Below are 23,286 nucleotides of genomic sequence, written 5' to 3' on the forward strand. Positions count from 1 at the left end.
GACCGGGCTCCTTCAAATGCTCGAATGGAGGGATGGGGACGCGATCAGGCCGGTTCGCGGGTCGACCGCTGCCGTGTCGAAACGCAGGAGTTCGGCCGACGCCGACGTCTGCAGCTGCAACTGAGGCGCGCCGTTGAAGAACACGATTGCGTCGCCGTCCTGGAGGACGACGCGGCCGAGGCCGGTGCCGTGCACTTCGATGCGCCCCTGCATCAAGTGCAGGTAGAGACCGCCCGTGATTCGTGCCGGTATCTCGAGCGTCTGGCCCGGTTCGGCGCGGCCAAGGGCGAGCACCACGTCGACGCCAATGTCCAGCGCACCGTCCTGCGGCTGCGGCGAAACGAGGGTGCGCCAGGCGCCGGGTGTGGGCGTCTGGTACGCGAGCCGTTCGACGGCTGGCTCAAGACCAGTGGTAGACGGCGCGAACCAGAGCTGGAAATGGTGGTCGACCTCGTGCGATGAGATGTTCCACTGCCGATGGCGGATGCCGCTTCCAGCGCGCATCCACTGCAATTCGCCGGGATGTACCAACATCTCGCGGCCCTGGTTGTCGCGATGCTCGACGGCGCCGCTGCGCGGCAGCATGACGATTTCGAGGTCGTGGTGCGGGTGCATCGGGAAGCCGGTACCCGGCTGCACGCGGTCGTCGTTGAGCGCCAACAGCGGGCCGAAGCGCATGCGATGCGGATCGACATAGTTGTCGAAGCTGAAGCTGAAGCGCGCGTCGAGCCAGTCGGTGCGCATCGTGCCGCGCTCTGCGCTGCGGCGGATCTCGAAGAGATTCATACCGACGCCCCCTGGTCACGGTGGACCGCAATTGGCATGGCGCGTGCCGGCCGCTGCAGCAGAAGCAGCGCAGCGAGCACCAGTGCGGCCGCGGGCCACACCGTCCACGGCAGTCGCTCGCCGAAGGCAAAGGTTCCGATCGTCACCCCAGGCAGCATCATCACGTAGCCGATGAAGCTGAAGGTCACCGGTTCGGCCCGCCGTTGCAGCGCGAAGTAGAAAAGGTAGCCAACAATGAGCACAGCGGTCTGCAGCGCCAGCCAGGCGAGGGCCGGGATTGTCAGCGGTGGCACGATGGAGTCCAGGGCAAGGGCTGCAATTGCAAGCATCGACGACGAAGCCAGCAGCGTCATCGACGACAACCACTCGCCGCTGACGTCGGACGGCATGTGACGCGCGCGGTAGATATTAGTTGCGCCGATTGTGACGGGAATGGCCAGCGCCATGGCCAGCAGCGCGGGCGTGGCCTCGAAGGAACCACCGCGGCCGGCGAGCATCAGCAGTGCCCCGGACAGGCCGAGCCCGACGGCGACCCCGCGGCGTAGCGCAAACCGCTCGAGCCCCAGCAGCAAGGTCAACAGCAGCGTGAACACCGGTGGCAACGCCAGCGAAAAAGATGCGAAACCGGCGCCGGCGTGCGAAGACAACCAGAACACTGCGGACATCGGCAACGCGTGGCCGAACAGGCCGGCGACGCTGCCGAAGCGCACCAGGCGCGGCAGGTCGGCAGGACGTCCTTGCCGAAACAGCCCGATCGCACCGAGCAGCAGGCCGGCTGCCAGCGTGGGCCATAGTGCGAAAGAAAGTGCACCCACGCCGTGGTGCGCCGCTACCTTCGCGATAGGAGTACCGAGGCCGAGCGTGATACCGCTGCCCAGCAGCAGGGGCCAGAGTCGAGACAGGTTCATGAGATGAAGGCTCCTCGTTGATGTCCTGCTCAGTCTGGACACCAGGTTGCTGCCGATCTAGAGGCCCCTTGGAACTTCACCTTTCACGCTGAGTGGGGAATCGACGTAGCCCGCTTGACCTTGTCACTTTGGCCAGGTCGACAGTAGTACACGCACGCAGTCGGCTAATAATTGCTTGCCATGAATGTCTGCAATGGGTTGTGGATTCAACCGGTCGATGCAACACAACTAAATTCTGTGTAAGCAGAAGGAGTGTTGCAGATGAAGCAGAGACCTCGGATCTATTACACCGAAAGCCAGAAAAAACTGATGTGGGATCACTGGCAAAAAGGCGACTCTCTCCAGCACATCGATGATAGGGCAAGCGGCCCCGCCGTCGCCTGCATCGCACTCCTGCTCCAGTCCGCCCAGCACCTGCCGAATTGCGGCAAGGTCGGCCATCTTTTGCTCGATCAGGGCCAGTTTGCGCACGGCCAGTGCTCGAGTCTCGCGACAAGTGCAGGCCGCATCAAGAGTCAGCAGTGCGCCCACCTCATCCAGCGTGAATCCCAGCGCCTGCGCCCTCTTGATGAAGCGCAACCGTTTGACCTGCTCCGGTAGATAGCACCGGGTGTCGATCGGTCGGTCCGCATTTGGTGCCGTTTTCGGCAGGTAGCCTTGTCCCGATCACAGTCGTTGGGGAGTGCCTGCAATGGGTCGGTTGCTACCCTTGGTGACAGGCAGAAATCGGCCAGAAGCCCACTTCTGCTACACGAGCTATGGCTCAAGCCTTTTTCTCCGAGAGCCGTCTATCAAGCTCGTCTCGAATGTCTGTCCAGTGCCGGGGCCTACGCCGAATCAAGAGTGCAATCTCGATTTCGGTTCCCCGCGAACAACATAGCCAACTCATTCGCGCCCACGAGCAGGGCTGTTGCTTGCATGGCAAATCATTCCGTCCTCCAGCGAGACGTCGGCGAAAGGCTCACCCTACTCCCTCGATCGGCGTGACACACATAAACAATTTTGTGCCATTATGCTTGACGCACAATTTGATTTTTGTGCCATAACCACCACTGGCGTCACAGAGCCCAACCCCGGGCTGAACCTTCGTCAGTAGCCTTTTCCCAATGACATCACTCCCAAGGAGGCGTCATGAGCAGTGCATTGCTTGGTCCGATCAGTCAGATCGGTTATCTGGTCGAGAGCCTGGAACAAAGCATGGAACGCTGGCGACAGCATCTCGGTGTCGGGCCCTGGACGCTCTTTCGCAACGTCAGCCTCCAAGGCAAGTATCGAGGTGAGCCGGTCACTGTCACGATCGATGTCGGGCTTGCGTATCAAGGGGATATCCAGATCGAGCTGATCCAGGTGACCAACGATGCGAAGTCGCCCTATCGAGATGCTGAAGGCCATCCAATCCGGGGCATGCACCATATCGCCTGGGTCGTCGACGACTTCGACCAGACCCTTGTGCGATTGACTGCGACCGGGTTGCAGATTGTTTTTGAAGCCAGCAATCCAACGACCCGCGTGGCCTATCTGGAAAACCATTCGGAGCCTGGAGTGCTTTACGAAATCATCCATGGGATTGGGATGCGCGAGTTGATCCAGCAGGGCATTGAAGCCGCCAGGCACTGGGATGGCACGGATCCGGTTCACATTATTGATGTGGGGGCGTAAGGGACAGCATGTCGAAACGACTTGAAGGTAAAGCGGCATTGGTGCTGGGTGTGGCACCTGGCAACGTCGGCGAAGCCGTGGCTCGACGTTATGTCGAACAAGGGGCGCGCGTGCTGGTTTCAGGGCGCCGCGCCGATGCAGTGGCGGCGGTTGCACAGTCACTCGGGGTGCCTTGGCTGGCGTGCGATATCACCTCGCAGGCCGAGGTCGACGATCTGGTGGCGCAGAGCAAGCAGTGCCTGAACGGCCTGGACATCGGCGTCAATGCCACGGGCTGGGGGCTCTTGAAGCCGTTCCTGGAACACAGCCGCGAAGACCTGGAGAAAATGAACGCGGTGCAATTCACCGGCCCGTTCCAGTACTTTCAGGCGCTGCTGCGTCATATGCCGACGGGGGGATCAATCATCCAGATCTCGTCGGTCACAGCCAGCATCATGTTCGACAACCACGCCGCGTACATGGGCACCAAGGCCGGCATCGACCACGTCATCCGTTGCATCGCTCACGAATTCGGTCAGCACGGGATCCGGGCCAACTCCATTGCCCCCGGTGGTGTTGCCGATGCGCCGATGTCGGGTGGCGGGCTGCTGAACCCGTCTATCGCTGCCCTCTATCACCGCGAAATTCCCCTCGGGCGCAGTGGTGTTTCCGCCGACGTGGCCGATGCGGCACTCTGGCTGGCCAGCAACGAGTCCAGCTTCGTGACCGGTCAGGTCATTCATGTCAGCGGTGGACAGACGCTTCGGCGCAATCCCTCTATTTCCGAGATCTATGCGGCGGCCACTGCACCCGCAGGCCCGGCCCGGCACCTCTGATAAACAGCACGGCTGGCATTGCCGGCCGTGCGACGGTTCAGGGCTTGATGATGACTTTGGCCGACCGCTGTGGGTCAGCCGCCGTTTTATAAGCCTGCGCGACGTCATCGAGCGAGAAACGGTGGCTGATCATGGACTCCGGATCGAATGCGCCGGATGCCAGCAGTTCCAGTGCCTGCGCGAACTCCGTCGGATAACACAGGGTGCCGATCAGTTCGAGTTCCTTGACCTGCAGGATCGAGAAGTCAAAAGCCTGCGGTTGCTTGTAGACACTTGCCACGGTGATGCGGGCGGCATCCCGGGCCCTGGCGATGGCCTCGTGCAGCACGCCACTCACCCCTGAACACTCAAAGATCACCTGGGTCGCGGGCGCTTGCGTCCCCAGGAAAGTCGGCACGCGGCCATGGGCCCGTGCGAGTTCGCTCCACAGGTCGTCTCGTGTCGGATCGAGCGTCAGGTTCGCCCCCAGCCCGGCAGCAATCTCCAGGCGCCCGGCAGACAGGTCAGCCACAGCGATCTGGCTGATGCCCCGGGCCTTCAGGCACGCGACGATGCCCAGGCCAATGGCCCCGGCGCCAAGGACCAGCACGGACTCACCGGCCGTCACCCGTGAGCGATTGACCGCGTGCAAGGCCACCGCCAGCGGTTCGACGAGGGCGGCCACCTCCAGGGGAAGGTTCGCCGGCAGTTGATGCAGAATCGGGCCGCTGTTTACGTTGCGCACCCGGACCAGGTTCGCCAGCGCCCCCTCATCGCTGCCCACGCCGATCATCGCACCGTTGGCCATGGGATTGACCACGACCCGCATGCCGGGCCGGTAGTGGACGACCCCCGTGCCCACCTCGCGGATGACCCCGGAGAACTCATGCCCCAATGGCATCGGTGCCCCATCGCGGCGAATGCCCCCGCTCTCATAGAAGCCCAGGTCACTCCCGCAAACACCGCACGCGGCAACTTCGACCAGCACATCTGTCTCACCCGGGGATGGTAAAGGGACTTCGTCCACCCGCAGGTCTCGAGGGCCGTGGAGTCGTACCTGTTTCATCACATGGTTCATTGTTGAGTCCTGTTGGTGGCTGACGCCGATTCGGCGGCGATGTGATCGGCGGCGATGAAGGCGAAGGTCATCGCCGGGCCAATGGTCGAACCGGGGCCGGGATAGGTCTTGCCCATCAGCGCAGCCGAGGTGTTGCCCACCGCATAGCAACCGGCAATGGCCGAGCCGTCCGGGCGCAGCACGCGCGCGCAGGCGTCGGTGCGCAGTCCGCCTTTGGTACCCAGCTCGCCCGGATCGATGCGCAAGGCATAGAACGGCGCGCGATCGATCGGGCCAAGGCAGGGGTTGGGTTTGCAGGTGGTGTCACCGTAGTAGCGGTCGAACAGGTTGCCACCCTTGTCGAACTGCGGATCAACGCCAGCGGCGGCGTATTGGTTCATCTGCACGAGGGTGGCTTCAAGCCCGGCGACGTCGACGCCGATCTTGGTTGCCAGCTCGGCCGGTGTTTCGGCGCGGTAGATCACGTTGTCGAGCCAGCCGGCGGGGATCTTGCTGTCCGGCTGCACACTGCCCGGCAGCAACACACCGCAGGGATAGCGCTTGCGGTACTCGGCATCGAATACCAGCCAGGCCGGTGCATTGGCCTGGGTGCGCTGATGGTCGGCATACATCGCATAGATGATGTCCGTGTAGGGCGCGGCTTCATTGACGAAGCGCTGGCCCAGTCGATTGACCATCACGCAACGGGGCGCCGCACGCTCAACAAACAGGGCGCGCTGGCTCGACTCCCCTGGCACCTTCACTGTCGGAGCGCCCCAGGTGTGTTCCATCAGCGCCACCGCACCGCCGGCCTCCAGCCCGGCGCGAATGCCGTCGCCATGGTTTATCGGCGGCGCCGCCGTCCATTGGGCCTGCGTGGGCTGGGGCAGATACAGTTCGCGCATCGCCTGGTTCGACTCGAAACCGCCGCAGGCAAGCACCACACCGTGCCGCGCCCGCAGGCGTTGAGTGCGACCCTCGCGCAGCACTTCGATGCCAACCACCCGGCCCTCATCCAGTTGCAATGATTGCATTGAGGTTTGCAACCACAAGGGAATGCCTCGCTCGGCCAAGGCTGCGCGCAGGCTCGCCACCAAGGCGTTACCTAGGGTCAGGCGGCGATCTCGCCGGCTGCGGCGACGCCAGCGAAAATCACTCAGGTAGCGCAACGCCAGCCCGGCGGTCAGCAGCAACCAGCCGCGCTCCTTGGCAAGGATGGTGTGGGCCTCGACCTGGGTCATGGCGATACGTCCGCCAATCAGGGTCGCCGGCGAAGCTGCCCGCAACAGCTCGAAGTGTTCACCCAGGCGTGCCCCGTCGAACGGGGCCGGCTCCATGGTGCGGTAGCCGGGCTTGCCACCTTTACGGTCCGGGTAGTAGTCGGGGTAGCGCGGCACCGCGCGAAAATTCGTGCGCGCCTGACGTGCCAGGTACTCAACCATTTTCGGGCCATTGTCGAGATAGGCGTCGATGCGCTGCTGATCAAAATCTTCGCCAACCACCTCGCGCAGATAGCTGATCGCTTCGTCGTATGAATCGCTGCCCCCCAGTGCGGCAATCTGGTCGTTACACGGAATCCAGATCCCTCCCCCGGATACCGCCGTGGTACCGCCATAGACATCGCTCTTTTCAATCGCGAGTACCGACAAGCCGTTGTCGTGCGCTCGCAGTGCTGCAGTCAAGGCGCCGGCGCCCGAACCGACAATCACCACATCAAACTCATCGTCCCGGTTCGAGTCCTGCTGATTACTGGTCATGGCTATGCCTCCTTTTAAATGGCCGACCCTATGTCACACTTATTATTATCTGTGCCAGAGATTGGCACGAAATGGCTTTTTGTGCCATGCCATGTGAAAATCGGACTCAATTGCTTTTCCCAAGGGCCGGGCACGAATGCCCGCCCCGCCCCCCGAGCGTGTGAAGGTGCAAATGAGTCGACAATTACGCTGGGGTGATGCCAGCAGGATGGAAAACGCCAGTGATGGCCGGTCGCTGATCCTGCGTGCCGCCCTCGATGCGATGATTGCCGAGGGCGCCGAAGGTTTTTCGATCGATGACGTGGCCCGCGGTGCCAACATCTCGCGACGCACCCTGTACCGGTATTTTGGTTCCAAGAAGGAGCTGATTCAGGCTGTCGTCAGTGCAGAGAACGCTGCCTTTTTTGAGGAAATGCAACGCTCCCTGAATGAGTTCGAAGATGACTTCGAGGCCTATCTCATAGAGTGCGTGTGTTTCTCCGTACGCTACCTGGATCGTCATAACGGCGGCTTCCACCACAGCTATCTGACGAAGAACTCAACCTTGGAGGTGTTCACCTACATCCTCGAAAACATCGCACCAATGTGGCGTGATTTGCTGGAAGAGCCCTATCGTCGTTATGTCGAACGCAACAACAGGTCTGTCGCGTCGCTTGAGAACATCATCGCGCTGATCAGTCGAATCGGGCTTGCGTACTGTCTTGTTCCTGCCGATGAACATGCAATTCGTGAGCAACTGGCAATGCTTCAGCCGACACTTGTTTGCAGGACTCTTGAGTAAGAGATTAATCCGGTTTTCTGGCCGAAAATTCAGCGAGTCCTGATTGTCTCGATGAAAAATTCGTGACAGGCAACTATCAGCGGTCACTCAAACACAGTCACCCTCGCCCACCGCCCTATCGATTAACGCAGTCTAAAGAGTTCGCCGATCCGCCTTAGCCAACGCCGATACTTCTTGCGAAGGCCCACGATTTTTTCAGAAAACGGAGTCACCTACATGGACGTCATCAATCAGTTGCAGCCCGAAGAGTGTGCAGGAATGGAGGATATTCGACGTGAAATCGATGCCCTTGATCAGGTTGTTATCAAACTGTTGGGCAAGCGTTTTCACTACGTACTGGCTGCCTCGAAGTACAAGACCTCAGTGACTTCGGTGCGTGCTCCGGAGCGATTCAAGGCCATGTTGGCGACAAGACGCGAGTGGGCCGAGGCTGAGGGCCTGAGTCCGGATGCAATCGAGAGGATGTACAGTGACCTGGTGAACCACTTCATTGCAGAAGAGATGAAACACTGGGCGGCTCATCAATCCAACACCGGACTCTAGTGTCCGGACTGTCCGCCATGGGGTGACAGGAATGGGATACCTTGTTGACCCAGTTACTCACCACTCAGGGAGAGCACCATGTCTGTAGAAATCCAACTTTCTGAAAATGCTACTGAAGCAGAGCGGCTGGGAATTTTGACCCCGTTGCTGGCCCATAACCAGGTCAACGGTGGAGACGACGCACATGAAACATTTGCTCTGTTGCTACGAGACCCAGACAGTAACGAAGTCATTGGCGGACTGTACGGCAAGGTCTCTTATCGATGGCTGCTCATCGATCTTGTCAGCGTTCCCGAGTCGATGCGTGGCCAGGGTATCGGAGAACGGCTAATGCGCATGGCTGAAGAAGTCGCGCAGAAAAAGCACTGTATTGGTATCTGGCTGGAGACTTTCAGCTTTCAGGCACCCGGGTTTTATCGAAAACTTGGTTACTCCGAATTCGGACGCCTGGCAGATTATCCACCGGGGCATACCCGGTTCTATTACCAGAAGTCGTTGTGCTGATCGCGTTTTGGATCTTGGGCCGATAGCTGCGCACCGTAGCAGGCAGCAATCGGCCGTGGATTCAACCGATGCAACAGATTGGCTAAATAGTTCCGCGGCCGTTCCTGAGCTTCCATCTTTTCCACATGAGCATCAGATGAGCAAATGCCGAGAACGAAAAAAACATGAATACGAGAAAACGAGCCTTTCTGCTTTCCCTGGATTCATATAATTCTTCGCACTCACCTCCTGAAGAACATCGAGCAGAGCAAAGCTTCACGCCATCGACACTGCAGTCCAGCAAGCTGCCATTTATGAAAGACAACTCAATCTCTTTACCTTTTGCCTCCCTGAACAATCCGGGTGCGCGGGTTAATCGATAATCAAGCTGTTTATATCGGCCGGTCTCCGAATCCCGAACTGTGATTACGGACACTTTACTACCGCTGAAATGAACTGCCCTGCCACGCATGAACTCAATGTCGGCTCCACGGTAGCCATAGGAATCAATAATAATGAGCAAAATCAATATGACCACTCCGAAGACACCGAAGGTCAACCTGATCTGCTCAAAACCTCCTTTCGGCCATTGCATTTCAATCCCTCATTTTCCCGCAGCGAGTCTGAAGCCACCACTGTTCAGGTTAACGTGAAAAACAGATCTGGCCCCGCGCCTCCACTCAAGCACCCCCATTATTTATTTCGCACTATTCAACCGACTTACTTCAATCGCTTCTTCAATTAGAAAACACATATTGCCCCCTGACTTTTCTTGGTGAAAAAAAAGCCAAATCTGGAAATATCTTCTGGCGAACGTAGTATACAAAAGCAAACATTCCGATACCTATAACCGAGCCGACAAACATTGGGATGGAGCCTGAGATCAACCCTTCAAACTGCTTCGCTGCCGAGCCCATGGATAGAACAATGTACGCATTGTAAGCTCCTGCCAAGTGATTGTAGAAGCCCCAGGCAAACAAGAGCGGGACAAGTGCGCTCAAACCGCCAATTATCCATCTAGCGTTAGGTCCAATAGTTGAACCTATACCAAAGCCGATTAGAACAGCTAATGCTGCCTGGATAAACATTAGCGTAATAACGGCATTAACCTTGCGATCATGTATATCACAGAGGTAGGGGTCAGCAGTTGAAGCGATCAAGCGAGCAAGCAGACTGTCCTTGATCCCTTGTCCTGAGAGCCGAGTGAATACTTCCGACTTAGGTACTCCGGACGAGATCAGGTCTTTTATTTTGGCTTTAGCTTCTTTTTTTTTCATATTAGTGACGACTCCGTGGCACAAGGGCAAATTGTGATAACGCCTGTAGCGAGATGATCACGATTTCACGAGCCTGCTGGATGGTGTTCCCCTCCAACGCGTACAGGTACCTGACCAAGCATAGCCACTAATGTGCCATCGCGATTCACGACGGCAAAAATGGCCGGTGGTCGTTGCATTACGATTGTCACCGGCGTTTGGCTAAGCTTAATAAATCAAGGCGAGCTGAAGCCTTGAGTAATGGCGGCCATCAACGGATCTGGATTGGCATCAAGGCGACACTCCCAAGGGAGACGACTATGTATGCGGTTATAAGAACCTACCTGGGTACTGGAGCAAAGCAGCTTTTCGAGTTGTTGGAAGAGCGCAATGCCGACGTCGAAGCGACCCTGCGGACAGTGCCTGGCCTCGTCAGCTACACACTGTTGAATACAGGTGATGGTGGTACAGCGGTGACTGTTTGCACGGACAAGGCCGGCAGCGATGCGAGCCTGAAAGTCGCGCGTGACTGGATTCAGAAAAATGCATCGAATATCCGCGCGAACCCGCCGATCGTGACGGAAGGTCCGGTCATTGTGCAGATCAGCCAGTGACCGGTCCGCAGGATGGTGAGTGCTATACTTTTTTCAAATTGCACCGGGTGTGCAACGTTCCCCACAGTACAGCTGCCAAGTGCTGCCGGACAGAGGAGGTCTGCAGCAAACCCGAGATGGGAGGTGTGGCATGAACCGACACTATTACATCAGTGACAATCTCAACGATCTTGAAAACGTTGAGTATGAATTGGAAGCCAGCGGCATCAATTCCGAACAGATTCATGTACTCAGTGAAAAAGTTGCTGATGTAGAAGAACATCACCTCCACGAGATCAGCTCGCTGATGGAACAGGATGCTGTTCACTCTGGTGAGATTGGTGCGGTGATCGGCGTGCCACTCGCAGCGTTGGTCCTGGGTGGCGCCTATTGGATGGGCTGGACCGAATCCGCCGCAGGCTGGATGCCCTTTATCTTCCTTGCCATTGTTGTATTGGGCTTCTGCATCTGGGAAGGCGGCTTTTTTGGGTTCCAGGTGCCGAACACTCACTTCCGCAATTTCAAGCAGGCAGTAAAAGAAGGCAAACATATCTTCTTCGTGGATGTTGAACCGAATCAGGAATCGGTACTGGACCAGATCATCAAACAGCATCCGAAGCTGAAGATCGCCGGCACGGGAACGGCAGCCCCCCACTGGACAGTGGCCTGGCAGCACAAATGGCATCAGTTCAAGCGAGTGATATCGGGTTAGCGCCTGGGGACTCAAGGCCATCCGAAAGCTGCTTGCCTACTGGCCAAAGAAAATGCCCCTGCTGAGGAAAATATAGTCTGCCTCGGAGGCCATCAGCCCGATAAGCACCAGTAAACACAAAGGTGGCACCAATATGGCGTAGACCAATGCCAGGCGCTCCCATGCCATATGCATGAAGATGGAGACAATCAAACCTGCCTTCAACAACATGAAAGTGATGATCAGGGACCACCTAAGGTAGCCATGGAAGTGGAAATAGTCGACAAGGTACGACAGCGTGCTGAGGACGAATAACAGTCCCCAGATTTTAAGGTACAAACTGATTGGATGTTGCTGACCCTGAGCATGTGCCATCACCCGTGCTCCTCTACCATAAATAGAAGAATGCAAAAATAAATACCCACACCAAATCCACGAAGTGCCAGTAAAGCCCGGCTATCTCGACGTTCTGATAGTTGCCGGAACGCTCATAATCTCCGCGCCATACCTTCAGCGCCACAATGCTGAGGTAGAGGGCGCCGATTGATACATGCAGTCCGTGAAAACCGGTAATCATGAAAAAGCTGGCGCCAAATTGCGCCGCTCCCATGGGGTTCCCCCAGGGACGCACCCCTTCTGCGATGAGCTTGCTCCATTCAAATGCCTGCATGCTGACGAAAGTCACACCCAAGGCAGCGGTCGCCAGCATCAGGGCCGCGGTTTTCGCGCGATTACGGCGATAGGCGAAATTGACGGCCATGGCCATGGTGCCGCTGCTACTGATCAGCACAAAGGTCATGATGGCGATCAGAATAAGCGGGATTTCCTTGCCGCCGATCGTCAATGCGAACACTTCACTGGGGTTCGGCCAGGCGCTGGTGATGGTCATGCGTACCGACATGTATCCGGTCAGAAAACAGGTGAATATAAACGTGTCGCTGAGCAGGAATATCCACATCATCGCCTTGCCCCAGGGCACCTGCTTGAAGGCCTCTTTATCCGAGGACCAATCGCTGGCGATGCCCTGCCATCCCGGTGCAGGCGGCGAACCTGGTGGGTTGGATGAACTGGATTCGACTTGGGCTTGTGGGTGCAATGCCATGACTGTTTACCTCAGGCCGCAGAATCTGGCGATGGCTTCATAGGTTTGCGGCGTGCTGGCCAGCAGCGCGAAAAGCACGAACCAAAGGCCCAGCAAGTAATGCCAATAGATGGCACAGAGCTCTACGCTGGCGCCAAGTTGCGCCAGTGGCACATGACGCAGAAATCTGGCGACGATCCAGCACCAGGCGATCAGCCCGCCCAGCAGGTGGAGCCCATGCAGGCCGGTCAACAGGTAGAAGAAACTGTTGGCCGGATTGCTGGCGACAAAGTAGCCCCAGGCGACAAACTGCTGCCAGACCCAGAGTTGCCCCGCCAGAAAGGCAATGGCAAACACACCCCCCAATGCAAAACCAATGACCGTTGCGCCCAGCCGAGCCTTTCGGGCGGCCATACGCGACCATTGCAGTGCGATGCAACTCAATACCAGAAAAGCCGAATTCAGCCAGAGCGGCCGGAGATTGTCTAACGGCGCCAAAGGCTCTGTCAGGGGTAGCCAGTCGGCCATTTGAGAACGGGCAATAAAGGCGATCAGGAAGAGGAAGAATAACGAACTCACCACCACCAGAAACAAGCGCAGGCCTACCCTTGCGGTTTGCCTTCTATCGGCATCCTCGGCGGCCTGCATATCCTCAGGGTCGCGACTCCAGCTGCCGCCGGGATCAGCGCCGTCGGCGTTTCTCAATAGCAGCCTGTTCATGTCTTGATGTCCGCCTTGGTTCCGGCACTGAGTTGCCGCATCTGCTCCAGCTCCTCGGCAGAGACCGTTTGCGGCACGAAATCCTGCTCAATGCCCGGCACACTGTAGTCATAGGCCCAGCGATGCACGACCGGCAACTTCGCGCCCCAGTTACCGTGTTTCGGCGGGGTGTCCGGCGTTTGCCATTCCAGGCTGGCCGCCCCCCAGGGATTACTGCCTGCGGGCTTGCCCTTGAATGCACTCCAGGCCAGGTTGAACAGGAACAGCAACTGGGAAACGCCGACAGTCAATGCGATCACCGTAATGAAGGCATTCAAGTCTTGCGCGGACTGCGGGATGAACGCGTAGTTTTCATAGGCGTAGTAGCGACGTGGCATGCCCTGGAAACCCAAGTAGTGCATGGGGAAGAAAATGGCGTAGGTGCCCAGAAAGGTTATCCAGAAATGCAACTTGCCCAGGGTGTCGTTCAACATGCGCCCGGTGACTTTCGGGTACCAGTGATAAATGCCGCCGAACACCACCAGTACCGGGGCTACCCCCATGACCATATGAAAATGGGCCACGACGAAATAGGTGTCCGAGAGCGGGATGTCCACGATCACATTGCCGAGAAACAACCCGGTCAGACCGCCGACCAGGAAGGTGACGATAAAGGCCAGGGCAAACAGCATCGGCACCGTCAGGTGGATGTCGCCGCGCCACAGGGTCAGTACCCAGTTATAGACTTTCAGCGCCGTCGGCACCGCGATGATCAAGGTGGTGACTGCGAAGAAAAAGCCAAAGTACGGGTTCATTCCGCTGACATACATGTGGTGCGCCCAGACCACAAAACTGAGTACGCCAATCGCAATAATGGCCCACACCATCATTCGGTAGCCGAAGATATTTTTACGCGCATGGGTACTGATCAAGTCGGAGACCAGACCAAACGCAGGGAGAGCGACGATGTAGACCTCCGGGTGGCCGAAGAACCAGAACAGGTGCTGGAACAATATCGGGCTGCCGCCCTGGTGATCGAGCTGCTGCCCCAGCGAGATCATCGCCGGCATGAAGAAGCTGGTGCCCAACAGCTTGTCGAACAACATCATGACCGCACTGACAAACAACGCCGGGAAGGCCAGCAAGGCCATGATCGAGGCCATGAAGATGCCCCATACCGAGAGCGGCATGCGAAACAAGGTCATGCCGTGCGTGCGCGCCTGCAACACCGTGGTGACGTAGTTCAACCCGCCCATGGTGGCGGCGACAATAAAAATCGCCAGTGAGACGAGCATCAGGACAATGCCCCACTCGACCCCCGGTGTCCCCTGGGTAATGGACTGTGGCGGATAGAGCGTCCAGCCCGAACCTGTGGGGCCGCCAGGGACAAAAAAACTGCTGAGCAACACCAGTACCGCCACCAGGTAGAACCAGTAGCTGAGCATGTTGACATAGGGGAAGACCATGTCGCGGGCGCCCACCATCAGCGGGATCAGATAGTTGCCGAAACCACCCAGAAACAAGGCTGTGAGCAAGTAAATGACCATGATCATGCCGTGCATGGTCATCGCCTGATAGTAAGTACTGGCGTCCATGAACGCCAAACTGCCGGGGAAACCTATCTGCATGCGCATCAAGCTGGACAACACCAGAGCGATAAGACCCACGAAGATGGCCGTCAAGGAATATTGAATGGCTATGACCTTGTGGTCCTGACTCCAGATATATCTGGTCAGGAAACTCTTGGGCTCGTGCAGTGCTTCTGTCTCGGCTTGCTCCGCATAGGCCATCACGTCATCCTCCTGCCGAAGTTTCAGTGCATTCCTGGCTGTTTTACGGCTACTTCCCTGGCTCCGCCTTGCTCGCATCAGCGTCAGCATTCGCTTTGGATTTGATAAAAGCGATCAGTGCATTGAGCTCCTCGTCACTCGGAGCCAGGGCCGGCATGACGGCTGCATAGCCCTTGACGATTTTGGCATTGGGATGCAGAACCGATTCTTTGATATAGCCCTCGTCGACCTTTACGCTCGTATCGTCGGCAAGGGTTTGCGTCTTGCCATACAGGCCCTGCCAGCTGGGGCCGACGCCCTTGTTGCCATCGACACTGTGGCAGGCCAGACAGCCGAGCGAGCCGGCCAGTCGCTGCCCCTGCGCCACCAGGTCTTCACCCGGGCTCGACGCTTCGCCGGTCGAAGGTTCATCGTCTTGCCCCGCAGCGCCCAGTGATTTGATCAAGGCGATGACAGCGCCCAGTTCATCGTCTTTGAGAGTATAGGCCACCATCACCGGCGGGTAGCCCTGTACCAGCCGGGCCTTCGGATCGAGAATCGACTCTTTCAGGTAGGCCTCGTCGACCACCGCACTGGTGCCATCGGCAAACTGTTCAGTGCGGCCGTACAGCCCTTTCCATCCCGGGCCGAGACTGGCACTGCCATCCTGGCTATGGCAGGCCTTGCAGCCGAGCTGTTCGACCAACTGGCGGCCTTTTTCCAACACGTTGTCGCGACCGGGTTTGGCAGTTGTCGTCAATGTCTGCGCAAAAGTCGGCTGGCCGTTGAGCCATTGATCGAAGACGCCCTGCTCTTCCACGATCATATGGCCGCGCATGTTGTAATGACCTACACCACAAAACTCAGCGCAAAGGACTTCGTATTTTCCGGTTTTAGTTGGCGTAAACCAAAAGTACGACACCATTCCTGGCACCATATCCATCTTGCTGCGAATTTGCGGTACATAGAAATCGTGCAGGACATCTTTAGCGCGCAACAAGACTTTCACCGGCCGGTCGAGCGGAAGGCGAACTTCATTATTCATTACAAGCACATCGTCTTGCCCTGCAGGATCCTTGGGATCAAGGCCGAAGGGATTGGCGGCATCAATAAACCTGATATCCGATTTGCCCAGCTTTGCGTCCTGGCCGGGAAAACGAAAGGCCCACTGCCACTGTTGGGCGACCACTTCAAGTTCGTAAGCCTCTTTCGGTACCCGGATGAAGTCGTTGTAGACAACAAGGCCTGGCGCCAACATCCCGGCAATACCTACCGACGTAATGATAATTAACCACAGTTCCAGCTTTTTATTTTCTGGCTGGTAGGCCGCCCTGGCGCCCTCCTTGTGACGATACCGCATCACCGCTACAGCCATGAATACCGTGATGGCAATGAAAAATATTCCGCTAATGATCAGGGTGATGAACAGGGTGGTGTCTATGGAACCCCAGTTGGAAGCTGCCGGTGTCGCGTGCCAAGGCGCCAGTATGTGGAATAGCACTGATGCAATAACGATTAGTATCAGGACAATTGCTATTGCCATTTCCTCTTCATCCTATTCCTGTTGTTCATTGGTTATGCAAAAGCATCGCCTCTGACGTCCAAGCAGGGCAGACAAATACCACCCATCGGGGCGGCAAAGTCAGTAAGAAGTATAGAGCCCATCGGGTTGTACGTGAGGTTGGCAAGCGAGGCCCGGCGACCGGCTATACTGAATGTCTGATGACGGACAGCAGGGTCGGCCAGAAGCGGCGCCAAAAATCGAACCCTGCCCTTGTGCAGTCATCCAACATAAGTGATGGCATCGAGCAGGAACGATAGCTACAGATTCCAGCAATCCACATGGGAGGTTTCGTCATGAGTGCCCTGACGATCGAAGGTTGGTGCAAAACCAGCGGCGCCCAAAAGTCCACCCCGATGGGGGAAGTTCATTTCTACGTCGACGGCCCTCTGCACCTCCGTCTGGAGCAGGCCGAAGAGCGCTTGCAGAAGAACCACGAGCCGGAAGCCATGGTCGATGTCGATATGGACTCGATGGATCTGATCATGCCCGAGGGATACGCCCCCTTGTCCGACTGTCAGATGCGTGTCTATTTGCACCACGAACGCGGACAGTTCCATCTGGTTGGACACCGGGCGAGTGACGGCAGTTTGATCTACACCAATGCGGTGTTGATAGATCAGCTGCTTGAGTAGCGGTTACGTGATTCTCGGCATCGATGTTTCTCCGCGGGTAATGTGCGGTGCCGAAAACTCACTCGTCTATTAAACAGAATTCAGTGTGTTGCTTCGACCGGTTGAAACCACAGTTAGAAGCGGCCCTTCCGCCCCGTTAAATCCACCTCGCCTCAGGGACAAGTAGCCCCTACCAAAAACAATCGGTGAAACAGGGCCGCTACTCTCTCCAAAAATGGGGTACTACACCCACCCAACCAGGCGTTTACCACCAACTTTGAGGAATATTCCCCCCTCCCCCCTTTCTCTCGCTTGAAACCCCTCGCAAACAGCTTGTTAATTAATTTGAGTTTTTTCTTCGCCCTATTGAAATGGCTCATTAGTTGCACCACCCCTGGTACCCGCAACAGCTGTCGTCCCGGACATCATGGAGACGGCGGGGCTCGCCGGATTCGGCATGACGCGAGGGGTAGGAAATGAAACGCGCGACACCATGCGGTTCCATCGCCTTACTGCCCAAGTCAAGCCTGTGGTGCGTGTTCCACGCAAAAGTGAGGATGAGTGATGGCTTCCACTGATAGATCAATTGCTCGAATCACGAAACGGCCGATGGCCCTTTATAAGCAGCTGGCCGAGTTGGGCCTGATGTTTATCGCGTTGGTGATGACGCTGGCGTTGTCCGCTGTACTGGCGATGGAATTGACCCTTGGAGTGTTCTGACGAGTTATTGCTCATGCGACGAGCGCCCGTTTTACCAGGCACCCATGCAAAGAAATCGGTTATGGGAGGTGTGTCATGTGGAATCAGCCTCTGATGATTGTGGCGATCTACCTTGCCATCACCCTCTGCATCGGCTGGTTGTGGTCCGTTACTATCCTGTATTGGCTTTGATGCAATGCTGATTTTATGAACACACATGACCGGCAGCCATGTGTCGGTCAGGGGAATCGAAGGTCAGCCGGTCAGATGGTCCATGGGGGCGCGGGGGTAAACTTTGACTCGATCCATTGTTTGAACGCGACGACCACGGCACCCGGAAACTTGGCTGATGGCCTGACCAGGTAGACCCCACCGGCGGTATCCAATTGCCAGTCAGGAAGGACCTGCAACAGTCCCCCGGCAGCAATATCACGACTCATCAACCAGTCACCTGCCCCCAGTATTCCCGCATCGGCGCAGGCCGCCGCAAGTAATGATTCGCTGTCATTGGCCGTCAGGTTTCCTTTGGGAGAAACCGTCTGCAGTTCATTGCCGCGATGGAGTCTCCACTGAGGAAAAGACGCAAGGCCACTGAAGCGAAGGCAATTGTGCCTGATCAGGTCCTGTGGCGTTTCGGGCATGCCGTGCTTTGTGATGTAAGCAGGCGAGGCACACAGTATCCGGCGATGGTCACTCAGTTTTTTGGCTATCAGCCGGCTGTCGTCCAACTCTCCGATTCGGATCGCCGCGTCAAAACCTTCATCGATGATGTCGACCAGACGCTCGCTATAGTCAGCGATGATCGAGACATGCGGATGAGCCTTGAGAAACTCCGGCAGCATCGGGCCAAGCCAACGTCTGCCCATGGCTGCCGGCAATGCAAGGCGCAAAGTACCGCGGATTTCGCTGGCGCCCTCGGACGCTTGCTGCTGCGCTTCATTCATCAATTCGATGGCTGAGCGAAGCCGTTGCTCCAGCCTGGCACCTGTTTCAGTAATTCGAACCTGGCGGGTGGAGCGCTCCACAAGCCGAACGCCAAGGCGCTTTTCCATTGCGGCGAGTCGTTTCGAAACGACGGTTGGGTGTCGCTGCAATAGCCGGCCTGCCCCGACAAACGAGCCTTGCGAGGCCACGGCCAGAAACGCAGCGATTTCGTCGCTGTGCTGATTGTTCAGAACATCAAGATTCATGGTTTTAGAATGATCGCCCCCGATGAACGCCCCGACTCCAGGTCCGCATGCGCCAATGCTGCGTCCGCCAGAGAGTAACTTGCCCGGACCGAAGGTTTGATAATACCTGCACCTATGGCGGCCAACACATCCTGCGCTCGTTCCTGGTACTCAGAGACACTCGCCGTATGGGCTGCCAACGAAGGACGTGTCAGGAACAGCGAGCCTTTGGTATTGAGTGTCGACAGTTCTACGGCTGACGGCGCACCTGATGAGGCTCCGAACGATACCATCAGGCCTCGTGGTCGCAAGCTATCCAGGGATGCCTGGAAAGAAACACGCCCAATCGGGTCATAGACGACGTCGACCATTTTACCCTTGGTGATACGAGCGACCCGGGAAGCCAGGCTGTGCGCATCGAACACCAGGACTTCATCGCATCCCGACGCCAGAGCTTTCTCGACACTGGCCTGCTTTGAAACCACACCGATCACGATGGCACCCAAGTGTCTGGCCCACGGCACCATGATTTCCCCCAGCCCTCCGGCCACACCACCGTAGAGGAGAATGGTTGTACCGGGCCCCACAGGATAGGTGGCTTTCAACAGGTACTGCGCAGTGATGCCCTTGAACATGACGGCTGCTGCATCGTCAAATGACAGCGAATCCGGAATTCTGACCAGCCGCGCTGCCGGATAAAGCCGGGCCGAAGCATAGGAACCCAAGGGGCCGGTGGCATAGGCGACGCGATCCCCTACTCGCACGTTGCTGACACCCGCACCCACAGCGGCGACACGCCCCGCGCCTTCCAGCCCAATTCCAGATGGCAAAGCAATCGGCACCGCCCCTTTTCGTTGGGTAACGTCGAGAAAGTTGACACCTACAGCCTCTTGCTCAAGCCATACCTCACCCTGGCCGGGCGCTTGTTCGCTCAGTGTCTCCAGGTTCAGTACTTCAGGGTTGCCGAACTGGATAAACCGGATCGCAGATACCATGGTCATCTCTCCTTCAGTCAGAAGCCGTTATCAAATGAGTGACCTCAGTGTGATAACTGACCTACTGATGAACAAGACGGGTTGATTGCAGGACATTAATGCACCTGTTGCAGCAATATAATCATGGATAGCACGCTTTACTACGTGGAGCATGTTGGTTTCATTGTGATTTTGGAGATGCCAAAGATTGCCTCCGAGAGTCCTCCATGGGTCGGATATAGCCCTCGGTGACAGGCAGAAATCGGCCAATACCCGACGCATGACAATCGGTCATGACATGTCATGACCTCCTTAAAAAACGGACTTTTTCCAGCAAATACGGGGGTTAAAGGACGAACGGTCGAGAGGCGTCAAGCGTGGGGAATTGCCGGGAGTTTGCAGCCACTACAGGCTTTTCAGGCAGGCGCGTTCGTCGCGGTCAAGTGAACTTCACTTTCACCACGTGTCACATTAAGTCCTTGTCAAGCGAACTTCAGTGGAGGTACAGCCTTATGAGCATGGCCACGATTGTCAGTGCCGTGATTTCCAGTCTCGCACCCAGTGTCTTTGACCAGAGCAGCCTGCAAGAACCCGGCGCGCATGTTTCAGCCGTCGAATACCACTACGGGATGGAGATCGATGTGAAACGGGTACTGCAGCGCACCGATACATCCGACAAGACCGGCGTGGTACCGGTGACCCTGGTCTACGAAGACAGCGAGGGCGAGGTTCACAAGATCCGTTTCCTCGAATGGGGTGGAAGCCCCGCCGACCCTACCAGCATTGCCTGATTCGCTCGTCGATCGGGTTCCGGGCCTCACCGCCCCCCCAGAAGCGGAAGTTAAACCTCCCATGCACTCAGTGCGATTGAGGTTTTTGGTTACCTGAAAATGGACATGATCGAATGACTAAACGTTCATTCGAGAAACTCACTATTATCTTGCTGGCGTAATGTCGCAAGATTAACTGATAACAATTGCTGGATCTAAATGGCAGTCAGCAACGGTAAATTCCAATCAAGCCGTGCCGAGAGTCAAGTTGATTCACTATTGAAGCCAAGAGGTCACCATGGAACTTAGTATGTTTTCTTCGTCCACCGTGGAATATGTGCGTTTGGGCGTTGTATATTTTCATCTTATCGCCTGCTGTGTGGCAATCGGGCTGGTCTTGACCAGTGACATTGCAATGGTCAAGCAACTCCTGAAGGGGGATGCATCAGGCCACCACGATGACGCGCATATGGAAAGCCTTCAAAAAACCGTAGTGCTTGCACTTGTAGCGCTCTGGATTACGGGCATTGGTATTGTCGGGATCGATTATGCCGGCAAGGGGATGGAATATTTCCTCAATCCAAAACTGCAAGCCAAAATCGGCATAGTAGTGCTGTTGACCTTTAACGGCATCCTGTTGCATAGCGCTGTATTGCCGGCACTGAAAAAAGCCGGTTCGTTACTCAAACTCTCCTTCAGCCTGCGCATGCTGGCGCTGTTTTCCGGCGCCCTCTCTGGCGTGTCATGGTTCTATGCCGCCATGCTGGGTATTGGTCGTCCGCTGGCCTGGAAGTACTCGCTGGTGGAGTTGCTGGCAGCCTATCCGGTACTCATCGTCGGTGGTTTCGGGGCGATGGTACTGCTCACCGCCTGGGCAAAAGACAGAGACACCGAAGCGCGTTTGGAGCAAGACACCAGGCCCCTGGGAAACGCCGCCCTGGCTGGATGGTGAAGTCAGGTTGAACAAGGAAGTTCAGCTTTAGCCAATAAAATCCGTTGTTAGCCGTTCGCAAAATTTGAGTTGAGCGCCTGACCGGCAAAGTCTCCCCGCCGGGCGACGATAGTGAAATCTCAATTACCCGCAGTAGTCATGGAGGCAGGTATCTATCGCTTCCCCTTCATGCAGACTACGGACAGATATGCACCCCAAAGAACACCACATAGGGCAAGTATCAGCTCCGGATTTAAAACACTCTGATCGACCGGCGCCACCAGGATTTCGCTATAAAGACACATGGCGCCCGCGATCAACGCAATAAAGTAGCCTGTCCGGTTTCTAGTCCGGCGCAGCAACAGAACCTTTTTCAGACCCTCGTCTTTCCATTCCTGTCGGGGTATGAGTTGGATCTCCTCCAGCAGCACCACTCCCCACAGCAATGCGCATAACCAATAACCTATCATCATGATGCCCTCCAGTTTGAACATTGATTCAACATGAATGCAACGTGCACTCCGCGCTCAACTTGCGAGTATCAATTCCGGAGTCTTTTCTGACTCGTGAAACTTGCTCTCATGCATATCCTGAAGGCCATGGCGGTACAAGACTTTGACGAAGACAACTCCATAGAGCGAACGAAAATTTGCCGAGAGGTAAATATGCTTGATTGGAACGGCTCCCGCTATCGACGTTAGCAGGACATCTTTGTGGAGATTTCGACCAAGAGCTTGTAGTGATTCCACTACAAACAGTCTGGTGCCCGGCTGCGTCGGATGGCAGGGCGATCTAAGTCAACAGGCCGTTTTCGAGTGCATAGCGGGCCAGTTTCGCGTTGCTGTCCATCCCTGTTTTTTCCAGGATGCGTGCCCGGTACGTCGTGACGGTACTCGGGCTCAAGTGCAATATCTGAGCGATGCGGACAATTCTCTCGCCTGCAGCGAGGAGCTTGAGTACTTCAAGCTCCCGGTCGGATAGCGCTTCGTGGGGCGCCGCGTCGCCTTTGCCGATAGCGTTGACCAGTTTTTCCGCCAGCTCAGGACTGACGTGCTTGCCACCTGAGGCCACTTTGCGAACTGCCGTAACCAGGGTGGCTGCGGAAATATCTTTGGTGAGGTAGCCCGCAGCGCCGAGCTTGATTGCGCGTAACGCATAGGCCTCGACCGAATGCATGCTCAGCATCAGAACGGCGAGCTTGGGCTTGTGCGCACGCATGAGTTTGAGGAGTTGGAGGCCGGTCTTGTCGGGAAGCTGAATATCCACCAGCGCCACGTCGAAATCCTGCTCCCGGACCAGGAGCATTGCGTCTTGTGCCGTCTCGGCTTCACCCGTTACGTCGATCTCGCCGGCAGTCTCCAGCATGCGTCGCACGCCGCTACGCACGATGCTGTGATCATCCACCAGCAAGACTCTGATTTTGTGGTCAATCATCTGTATTTTCCATTCGCACCCGCAAGGCCCCGGCCGTATCGTGTCTCGACCTACGGATGATGTTGAACCCGCCGGCACAGTGGCGCGCGCCCATGCATTCCCACACCAGCCCTGCGGCCAGTGGCCAGCAAGCCATGGAATCTACTGCAGAGTTTGACGTTAGCAGGCACAGAGCACACTTGCACTTTTGCCTCAGGCGTTAGCGGCGCCTAAGCTCTTAGGATTGTCTGCACGCCCATGGGTAATGCCTTGCCCGTGGCATCAATTTTGACTGGAC

At 56.8% G+C, this 23,286-nt stretch carries 25 protein-coding genes and 1 pseudogene; 10 read left to right on the forward strand and 16 right to left on the reverse strand.

What is annotated here, in order from left to right:
- Positions 1-12: 12 nt before the first annotated feature.
- The 3 genes and pseudogenes from PSJE_RS25655 to PSJE_RS32085 all read right to left on the reverse strand — a co-directional run.
- Positions 13-786 (reverse strand): pirin family protein, encoded by a 774-nt coding sequence (locus tag PSJE_RS25655; RefSeq protein WP_090454872.1) that lies wholly within the window; start codon positions 784-786, stop codon positions 13-15.
- Positions 783-1,694 carry a DMT family transporter gene (locus PSJE_RS25660; RefSeq protein WP_090454871.1) on the reverse strand — a complete coding sequence of 304 codons (912 nt, stop codon included), beginning with the start codon at positions 1,692-1,694 and terminating at the stop codon, positions 783-785. Before PSJE_RS25660 ends, PSJE_RS25655 begins: the two co-directional genes overlap by 4 nt.
- Positions 1,695-2,030: 336 nt before the next feature.
- Positions 2,031-2,288: pseudogene (locus PSJE_RS32085) on the reverse strand (MerR family DNA-binding protein); the annotation flags it as partial.
- Positions 2,289-2,825: 537 nt separating this feature from the next.
- Here PSJE_RS32085 and PSJE_RS25670 point away from each other — a divergent pair.
- Together PSJE_RS25670 and PSJE_RS25675 are read left to right on the forward strand one after the other, a co-directional pair.
- A complete protein-coding gene (locus PSJE_RS25670; RefSeq protein ID WP_090454870.1) occupies positions 2,826-3,353 on the forward strand; it encodes a VOC family protein in 528 nt (175 codons plus the stop codon).
- 8 nt (positions 3,354-3,361) lie between these two features.
- Entirely contained in the window at positions 3,362-4,168 is an 807-nt protein-coding gene (locus PSJE_RS25675; protein ID WP_090454869.1) for an SDR family oxidoreductase, read from the forward strand.
- Between the two features lie 37 nt (positions 4,169-4,205).
- Here the strand turns inward: PSJE_RS25675 and PSJE_RS25680 are convergent, their stop codons facing one another.
- Together PSJE_RS25680 and PSJE_RS25685 are read right to left on the reverse strand one after the other, a co-directional pair.
- On the reverse strand, positions 4,206-5,225 hold the full coding sequence (locus PSJE_RS25680) for a zinc-dependent alcohol dehydrogenase (protein WP_090454868.1): 1,020 nt from the start codon (positions 5,223-5,225) through the stop codon (positions 4,206-4,208).
- The gene (locus tag PSJE_RS25685) at positions 5,222-6,961 is read right to left on the reverse strand and encodes an FAD-binding protein (RefSeq protein ID WP_090454867.1); all 1,740 of its coding nucleotides are present in this window, start codon (positions 6,959-6,961) and stop codon (positions 5,222-5,224) included. The genes PSJE_RS25680 and PSJE_RS25685 overlap by 4 nt, the downstream gene beginning before the upstream one ends.
- A 172-nt stretch (positions 6,962-7,133) precedes the next feature.
- On the opposite strand from PSJE_RS25685, the gene PSJE_RS25690 reads away from it, so the two are divergent.
- From PSJE_RS25690 to PSJE_RS25700, 3 genes are all read left to right on the forward strand, one after another.
- The gene (locus PSJE_RS25690) at positions 7,134-7,742 is read left to right on the forward strand and encodes a TetR/AcrR family transcriptional regulator (RefSeq protein ID WP_157858928.1); all 609 of its coding nucleotides are present in this window, start codon (positions 7,134-7,136) and stop codon (positions 7,740-7,742) included.
- A 216-nt stretch (positions 7,743-7,958) separates the two neighbouring features.
- Positions 7,959-8,285, forward strand: coding sequence for an isochorismate lyase (locus PSJE_RS25695; RefSeq protein ID WP_090454865.1), 327 nt, complete (start codon positions 7,959-7,961; stop codon positions 8,283-8,285).
- Between the two features lie 78 nt (positions 8,286-8,363).
- A complete protein-coding gene (locus PSJE_RS25700; protein ID WP_057715321.1) occupies positions 8,364-8,789 on the forward strand; it encodes a GNAT family N-acetyltransferase in 426 nt (141 codons plus the stop codon).
- A gap of 82 nt (positions 8,790-8,871) precedes the next feature.
- On the opposite strand, the gene PSJE_RS25705 is transcribed toward PSJE_RS25700, so the two are convergent.
- Both PSJE_RS25705 and PSJE_RS25710 read right to left on the reverse strand, forming a co-directional pair.
- Positions 8,872-9,363: a hypothetical protein gene (locus PSJE_RS25705; RefSeq protein ID WP_090454864.1), complete on the reverse strand. Its 492-nt coding sequence runs from the start codon at positions 9,361-9,363 to the stop codon at positions 8,872-8,874.
- Between the two features lie 142 nt (positions 9,364-9,505).
- Positions 9,506-10,045: a hypothetical protein gene (locus PSJE_RS25710; RefSeq protein WP_090454863.1), complete on the reverse strand. Its 540-nt coding sequence runs from the start codon at positions 10,043-10,045 to the stop codon at positions 9,506-9,508.
- Positions 10,046-10,344: 299 nt separating this feature from the next.
- Here PSJE_RS25710 and PSJE_RS25715 point away from each other — a divergent pair, with 299 nt between their 5' ends.
- Together PSJE_RS25715 and PSJE_RS25720 are read left to right on the forward strand one after the other, a co-directional pair.
- Positions 10,345-10,638 (forward strand): hypothetical protein, encoded by a 294-nt coding sequence (locus PSJE_RS25715; protein WP_057715330.1) that lies wholly within the window; start codon positions 10,345-10,347, stop codon positions 10,636-10,638.
- A gap of 130 nt (positions 10,639-10,768) precedes the next feature.
- Positions 10,769-11,329: a hypothetical protein gene (locus PSJE_RS25720; RefSeq protein WP_090454862.1), complete on the forward strand. Its 561-nt coding sequence runs from the start codon at positions 10,769-10,771 to the stop codon at positions 11,327-11,329.
- 36 nt (positions 11,330-11,365) lie between these two features.
- Here PSJE_RS25720 and PSJE_RS25725 read toward each other — a convergent pair whose 3' ends face one another.
- The 5 genes from PSJE_RS25725 to PSJE_RS25745 are packed head-to-tail and all read right to left on the reverse strand — an operon-like array spanning position 11,366 to position 16,400.
- Positions 11,366-11,683 carry a cytochrome C oxidase subunit IV family protein gene (locus PSJE_RS25725; RefSeq protein ID WP_057715332.1) on the reverse strand — a complete coding sequence of 106 codons (318 nt, stop codon included), beginning with the start codon at positions 11,681-11,683 and terminating at the stop codon, positions 11,366-11,368.
- A 13-nt stretch (positions 11,684-11,696) separates the two neighbouring features.
- The gene (locus PSJE_RS25730) at positions 11,697-12,410 is read right to left on the reverse strand and encodes a heme-copper oxidase subunit III family protein (RefSeq protein ID WP_057715333.1); all 714 of its coding nucleotides are present in this window, start codon (positions 12,408-12,410) and stop codon (positions 11,697-11,699) included.
- Between the two features lie 6 nt (positions 12,411-12,416).
- A complete protein-coding gene (locus PSJE_RS25735; protein ID WP_090454861.1) occupies positions 12,417-13,109 on the reverse strand; it encodes a cytochrome c oxidase subunit 3 in 693 nt (230 codons plus the stop codon).
- Positions 13,106-14,878: a cytochrome c oxidase subunit I gene (ctaD, locus tag PSJE_RS25740; RefSeq protein ID WP_090454860.1), complete on the reverse strand. Its 1,773-nt coding sequence runs from the start codon at positions 14,876-14,878 to the stop codon at positions 13,106-13,108. The genes PSJE_RS25735 and ctaD overlap by 4 nt, the downstream gene beginning before the upstream one ends.
- A 49-nt stretch (positions 14,879-14,927) precedes the next feature.
- The gene (locus tag PSJE_RS25745) at positions 14,928-16,400 is read right to left on the reverse strand and encodes a cytochrome c oxidase subunit II (RefSeq protein WP_090454859.1); all 1,473 of its coding nucleotides are present in this window, start codon (positions 16,398-16,400) and stop codon (positions 14,928-14,930) included.
- 314 nt (positions 16,401-16,714) lie between these two features.
- Between PSJE_RS25745 and PSJE_RS25750 the strand changes: the two genes are divergently transcribed.
- Positions 16,715-17,053: a hypothetical protein gene (locus PSJE_RS25750; RefSeq protein ID WP_090457836.1), complete on the forward strand. Its 339-nt coding sequence runs from the start codon at positions 16,715-16,717 to the stop codon at positions 17,051-17,053.
- Between the two features lie 941 nt (positions 17,054-17,994).
- On the opposite strand, the gene PSJE_RS25755 is transcribed toward PSJE_RS25750, so the two are convergent.
- Entirely contained in the window at positions 17,995-18,921 is a 927-nt protein-coding gene (locus PSJE_RS25755; RefSeq protein ID WP_090454858.1) for a LysR family transcriptional regulator, read from the reverse strand.
- Complete coding sequence (locus PSJE_RS25760; RefSeq protein WP_090454857.1) at positions 18,918-19,895, reverse strand: quinone oxidoreductase family protein; 978 nt, start codon at positions 19,893-19,895, stop codon at positions 18,918-18,920. Before PSJE_RS25760 ends, PSJE_RS25755 begins: the two co-directional genes overlap by 4 nt.
- Positions 19,896-20,386: 491 nt before the next feature.
- On the opposite strand from PSJE_RS25760, the gene PSJE_RS25765 reads away from it, so the two are divergent.
- Positions 20,387-20,665: a DUF2790 domain-containing protein gene (locus PSJE_RS25765; RefSeq protein WP_090454856.1), complete on the forward strand. Its 279-nt coding sequence runs from the start codon at positions 20,387-20,389 to the stop codon at positions 20,663-20,665.
- A 277-nt stretch (positions 20,666-20,942) separates the two neighbouring features.
- Positions 20,943-21,596: a hypothetical protein gene (locus PSJE_RS25770; RefSeq protein WP_057715340.1), complete on the forward strand. Its 654-nt coding sequence runs from the start codon at positions 20,943-20,945 to the stop codon at positions 21,594-21,596.
- A 152-nt stretch (positions 21,597-21,748) separates the two neighbouring features.
- Here the strand turns inward: PSJE_RS25770 and PSJE_RS25775 are convergent, their stop codons facing one another.
- Together PSJE_RS25775 and PSJE_RS25780 are read right to left on the reverse strand one after the other, a co-directional pair.
- On the reverse strand, positions 21,749-22,069 hold the full coding sequence (locus tag PSJE_RS25775) for a hypothetical protein (protein WP_224795393.1): 321 nt from the start codon (positions 22,067-22,069) through the stop codon (positions 21,749-21,751).
- A 298-nt stretch (positions 22,070-22,367) separates the two neighbouring features.
- The gene (locus PSJE_RS25780; protein ID WP_057715341.1) at positions 22,368-23,009 is read right to left on the reverse strand and encodes a response regulator; all 642 of its coding nucleotides are present in this window, start codon (positions 23,007-23,009) and stop codon (positions 22,368-22,370) included.
- Positions 23,010-23,286 lie beyond the last annotated feature (277 nt).

The sequence above is a fragment of the Pseudomonas jessenii genome (assembly GCF_002236115.1).
In the GTDB taxonomy this organism is placed as follows: domain Bacteria; phylum Pseudomonadota; class Gammaproteobacteria; order Pseudomonadales; family Pseudomonadaceae; genus Aquipseudomonas; species Aquipseudomonas jessenii.

Coding starts and splice junctions, on each gene's coding strand:
- PSJE_RS25725 (WP_057715332.1), bottom strand. CDS start 11,683: ATGGCACATGCTCAGGGTCAGCAACATCCAATCAGTTTGTACCTTAAA.
- PSJE_RS25735 (WP_090454861.1), bottom strand. CDS start 13,109: ATGAACAGGCTGCTATTGAGAAACGCCGACGGCGCTGATCCCGGCGGC.
- PSJE_RS25770 (WP_057715340.1), top strand. CDS start 20,943: ATGGAACTTAGTATGTTTTCTTCGTCCACCGTGGAATATGTGCGTTTG.
- PSJE_RS25720 (WP_090454862.1), top strand. CDS start 10,769: ATGAACCGACACTATTACATCAGTGACAATCTCAACGATCTTGAAAAC.
- PSJE_RS25700 (WP_057715321.1), top strand. CDS start 8,364: ATGTCTGTAGAAATCCAACTTTCTGAAAATGCTACTGAAGCAGAGCGG.
- PSJE_RS25670 (WP_090454870.1), top strand. CDS start 2,826: ATGAGCAGTGCATTGCTTGGTCCGATCAGTCAGATCGGTTATCTGGTC.
- PSJE_RS25775 (WP_224795393.1), bottom strand. CDS start 22,069: ATGTTCAAACTGGAGGGCATCATGATGATAGGTTATTGGTTATGCGCA.
- PSJE_RS25675 (WP_090454869.1), top strand. CDS start 3,362: ATGTCGAAACGACTTGAAGGTAAAGCGGCATTGGTGCTGGGTGTGGCA.
- PSJE_RS25685 (WP_090454867.1), bottom strand. CDS start 6,961: ATGACCAGTAATCAGCAGGACTCGAACCGGGACGATGAGTTTGATGTG.
- PSJE_RS25780 (WP_057715341.1), bottom strand. CDS start 23,009: ATGATTGACCACAAAATCAGAGTCTTGCTGGTGGATGATCACAGCATC.
- PSJE_RS25745 (WP_090454859.1), bottom strand. CDS start 16,400: ATGGCAATAGCAATTGTCCTGATACTAATCGTTATTGCATCAGTGCTA.
- PSJE_RS25660 (WP_090454871.1), bottom strand. CDS start 1,694: ATGAACCTGTCTCGACTCTGGCCCCTGCTGCTGGGCAGCGGTATCACG.
- PSJE_RS25760 (WP_090454857.1), bottom strand. CDS start 19,895: ATGGTATCTGCGATCCGGTTTATCCAGTTCGGCAACCCTGAAGTACTG.
- PSJE_RS25690 (WP_157858928.1), top strand. CDS start 7,134: ATGAGTCGACAATTACGCTGGGGTGATGCCAGCAGGATGGAAAACGCC.
- PSJE_RS25695 (WP_090454865.1), top strand. CDS start 7,959: ATGGACGTCATCAATCAGTTGCAGCCCGAAGAGTGTGCAGGAATGGAG.
- PSJE_RS25655 (WP_090454872.1), bottom strand. CDS start 786: ATGAATCTCTTCGAGATCCGCCGCAGCGCAGAGCGCGGCACGATGCGC.
- PSJE_RS25705 (WP_090454864.1), bottom strand. CDS start 9,363: ATGCAATGGCCGAAAGGAGGTTTTGAGCAGATCAGGTTGACCTTCGGT.
- PSJE_RS25755 (WP_090454858.1), bottom strand. CDS start 18,921: ATGAATCTTGATGTTCTGAACAATCAGCACAGCGACGAAATCGCTGCG.
- PSJE_RS25730 (WP_057715333.1), bottom strand. CDS start 12,410: ATGGCATTGCACCCACAAGCCCAAGTCGAATCCAGTTCATCCAACCCA.
- PSJE_RS25710 (WP_090454863.1), bottom strand. CDS start 10,045: ATGAAAAAAAAAGAAGCTAAAGCCAAAATAAAAGACCTGATCTCGTCC.
- PSJE_RS25765 (WP_090454856.1), top strand. CDS start 20,387: ATGAGCATGGCCACGATTGTCAGTGCCGTGATTTCCAGTCTCGCACCC.
- PSJE_RS25715 (WP_057715330.1), top strand. CDS start 10,345: ATGTATGCGGTTATAAGAACCTACCTGGGTACTGGAGCAAAGCAGCTT.
- PSJE_RS25750 (WP_090457836.1), top strand. CDS start 16,715: ATGAGTGCCCTGACGATCGAAGGTTGGTGCAAAACCAGCGGCGCCCAA.
- PSJE_RS25680 (WP_090454868.1), bottom strand. CDS start 5,225: ATGAACCATGTGATGAAACAGGTACGACTCCACGGCCCTCGAGACCTG.
- ctaD (WP_090454860.1), bottom strand. CDS start 14,878: ATGGCCTATGCGGAGCAAGCCGAGACAGAAGCACTGCACGAGCCCAAG.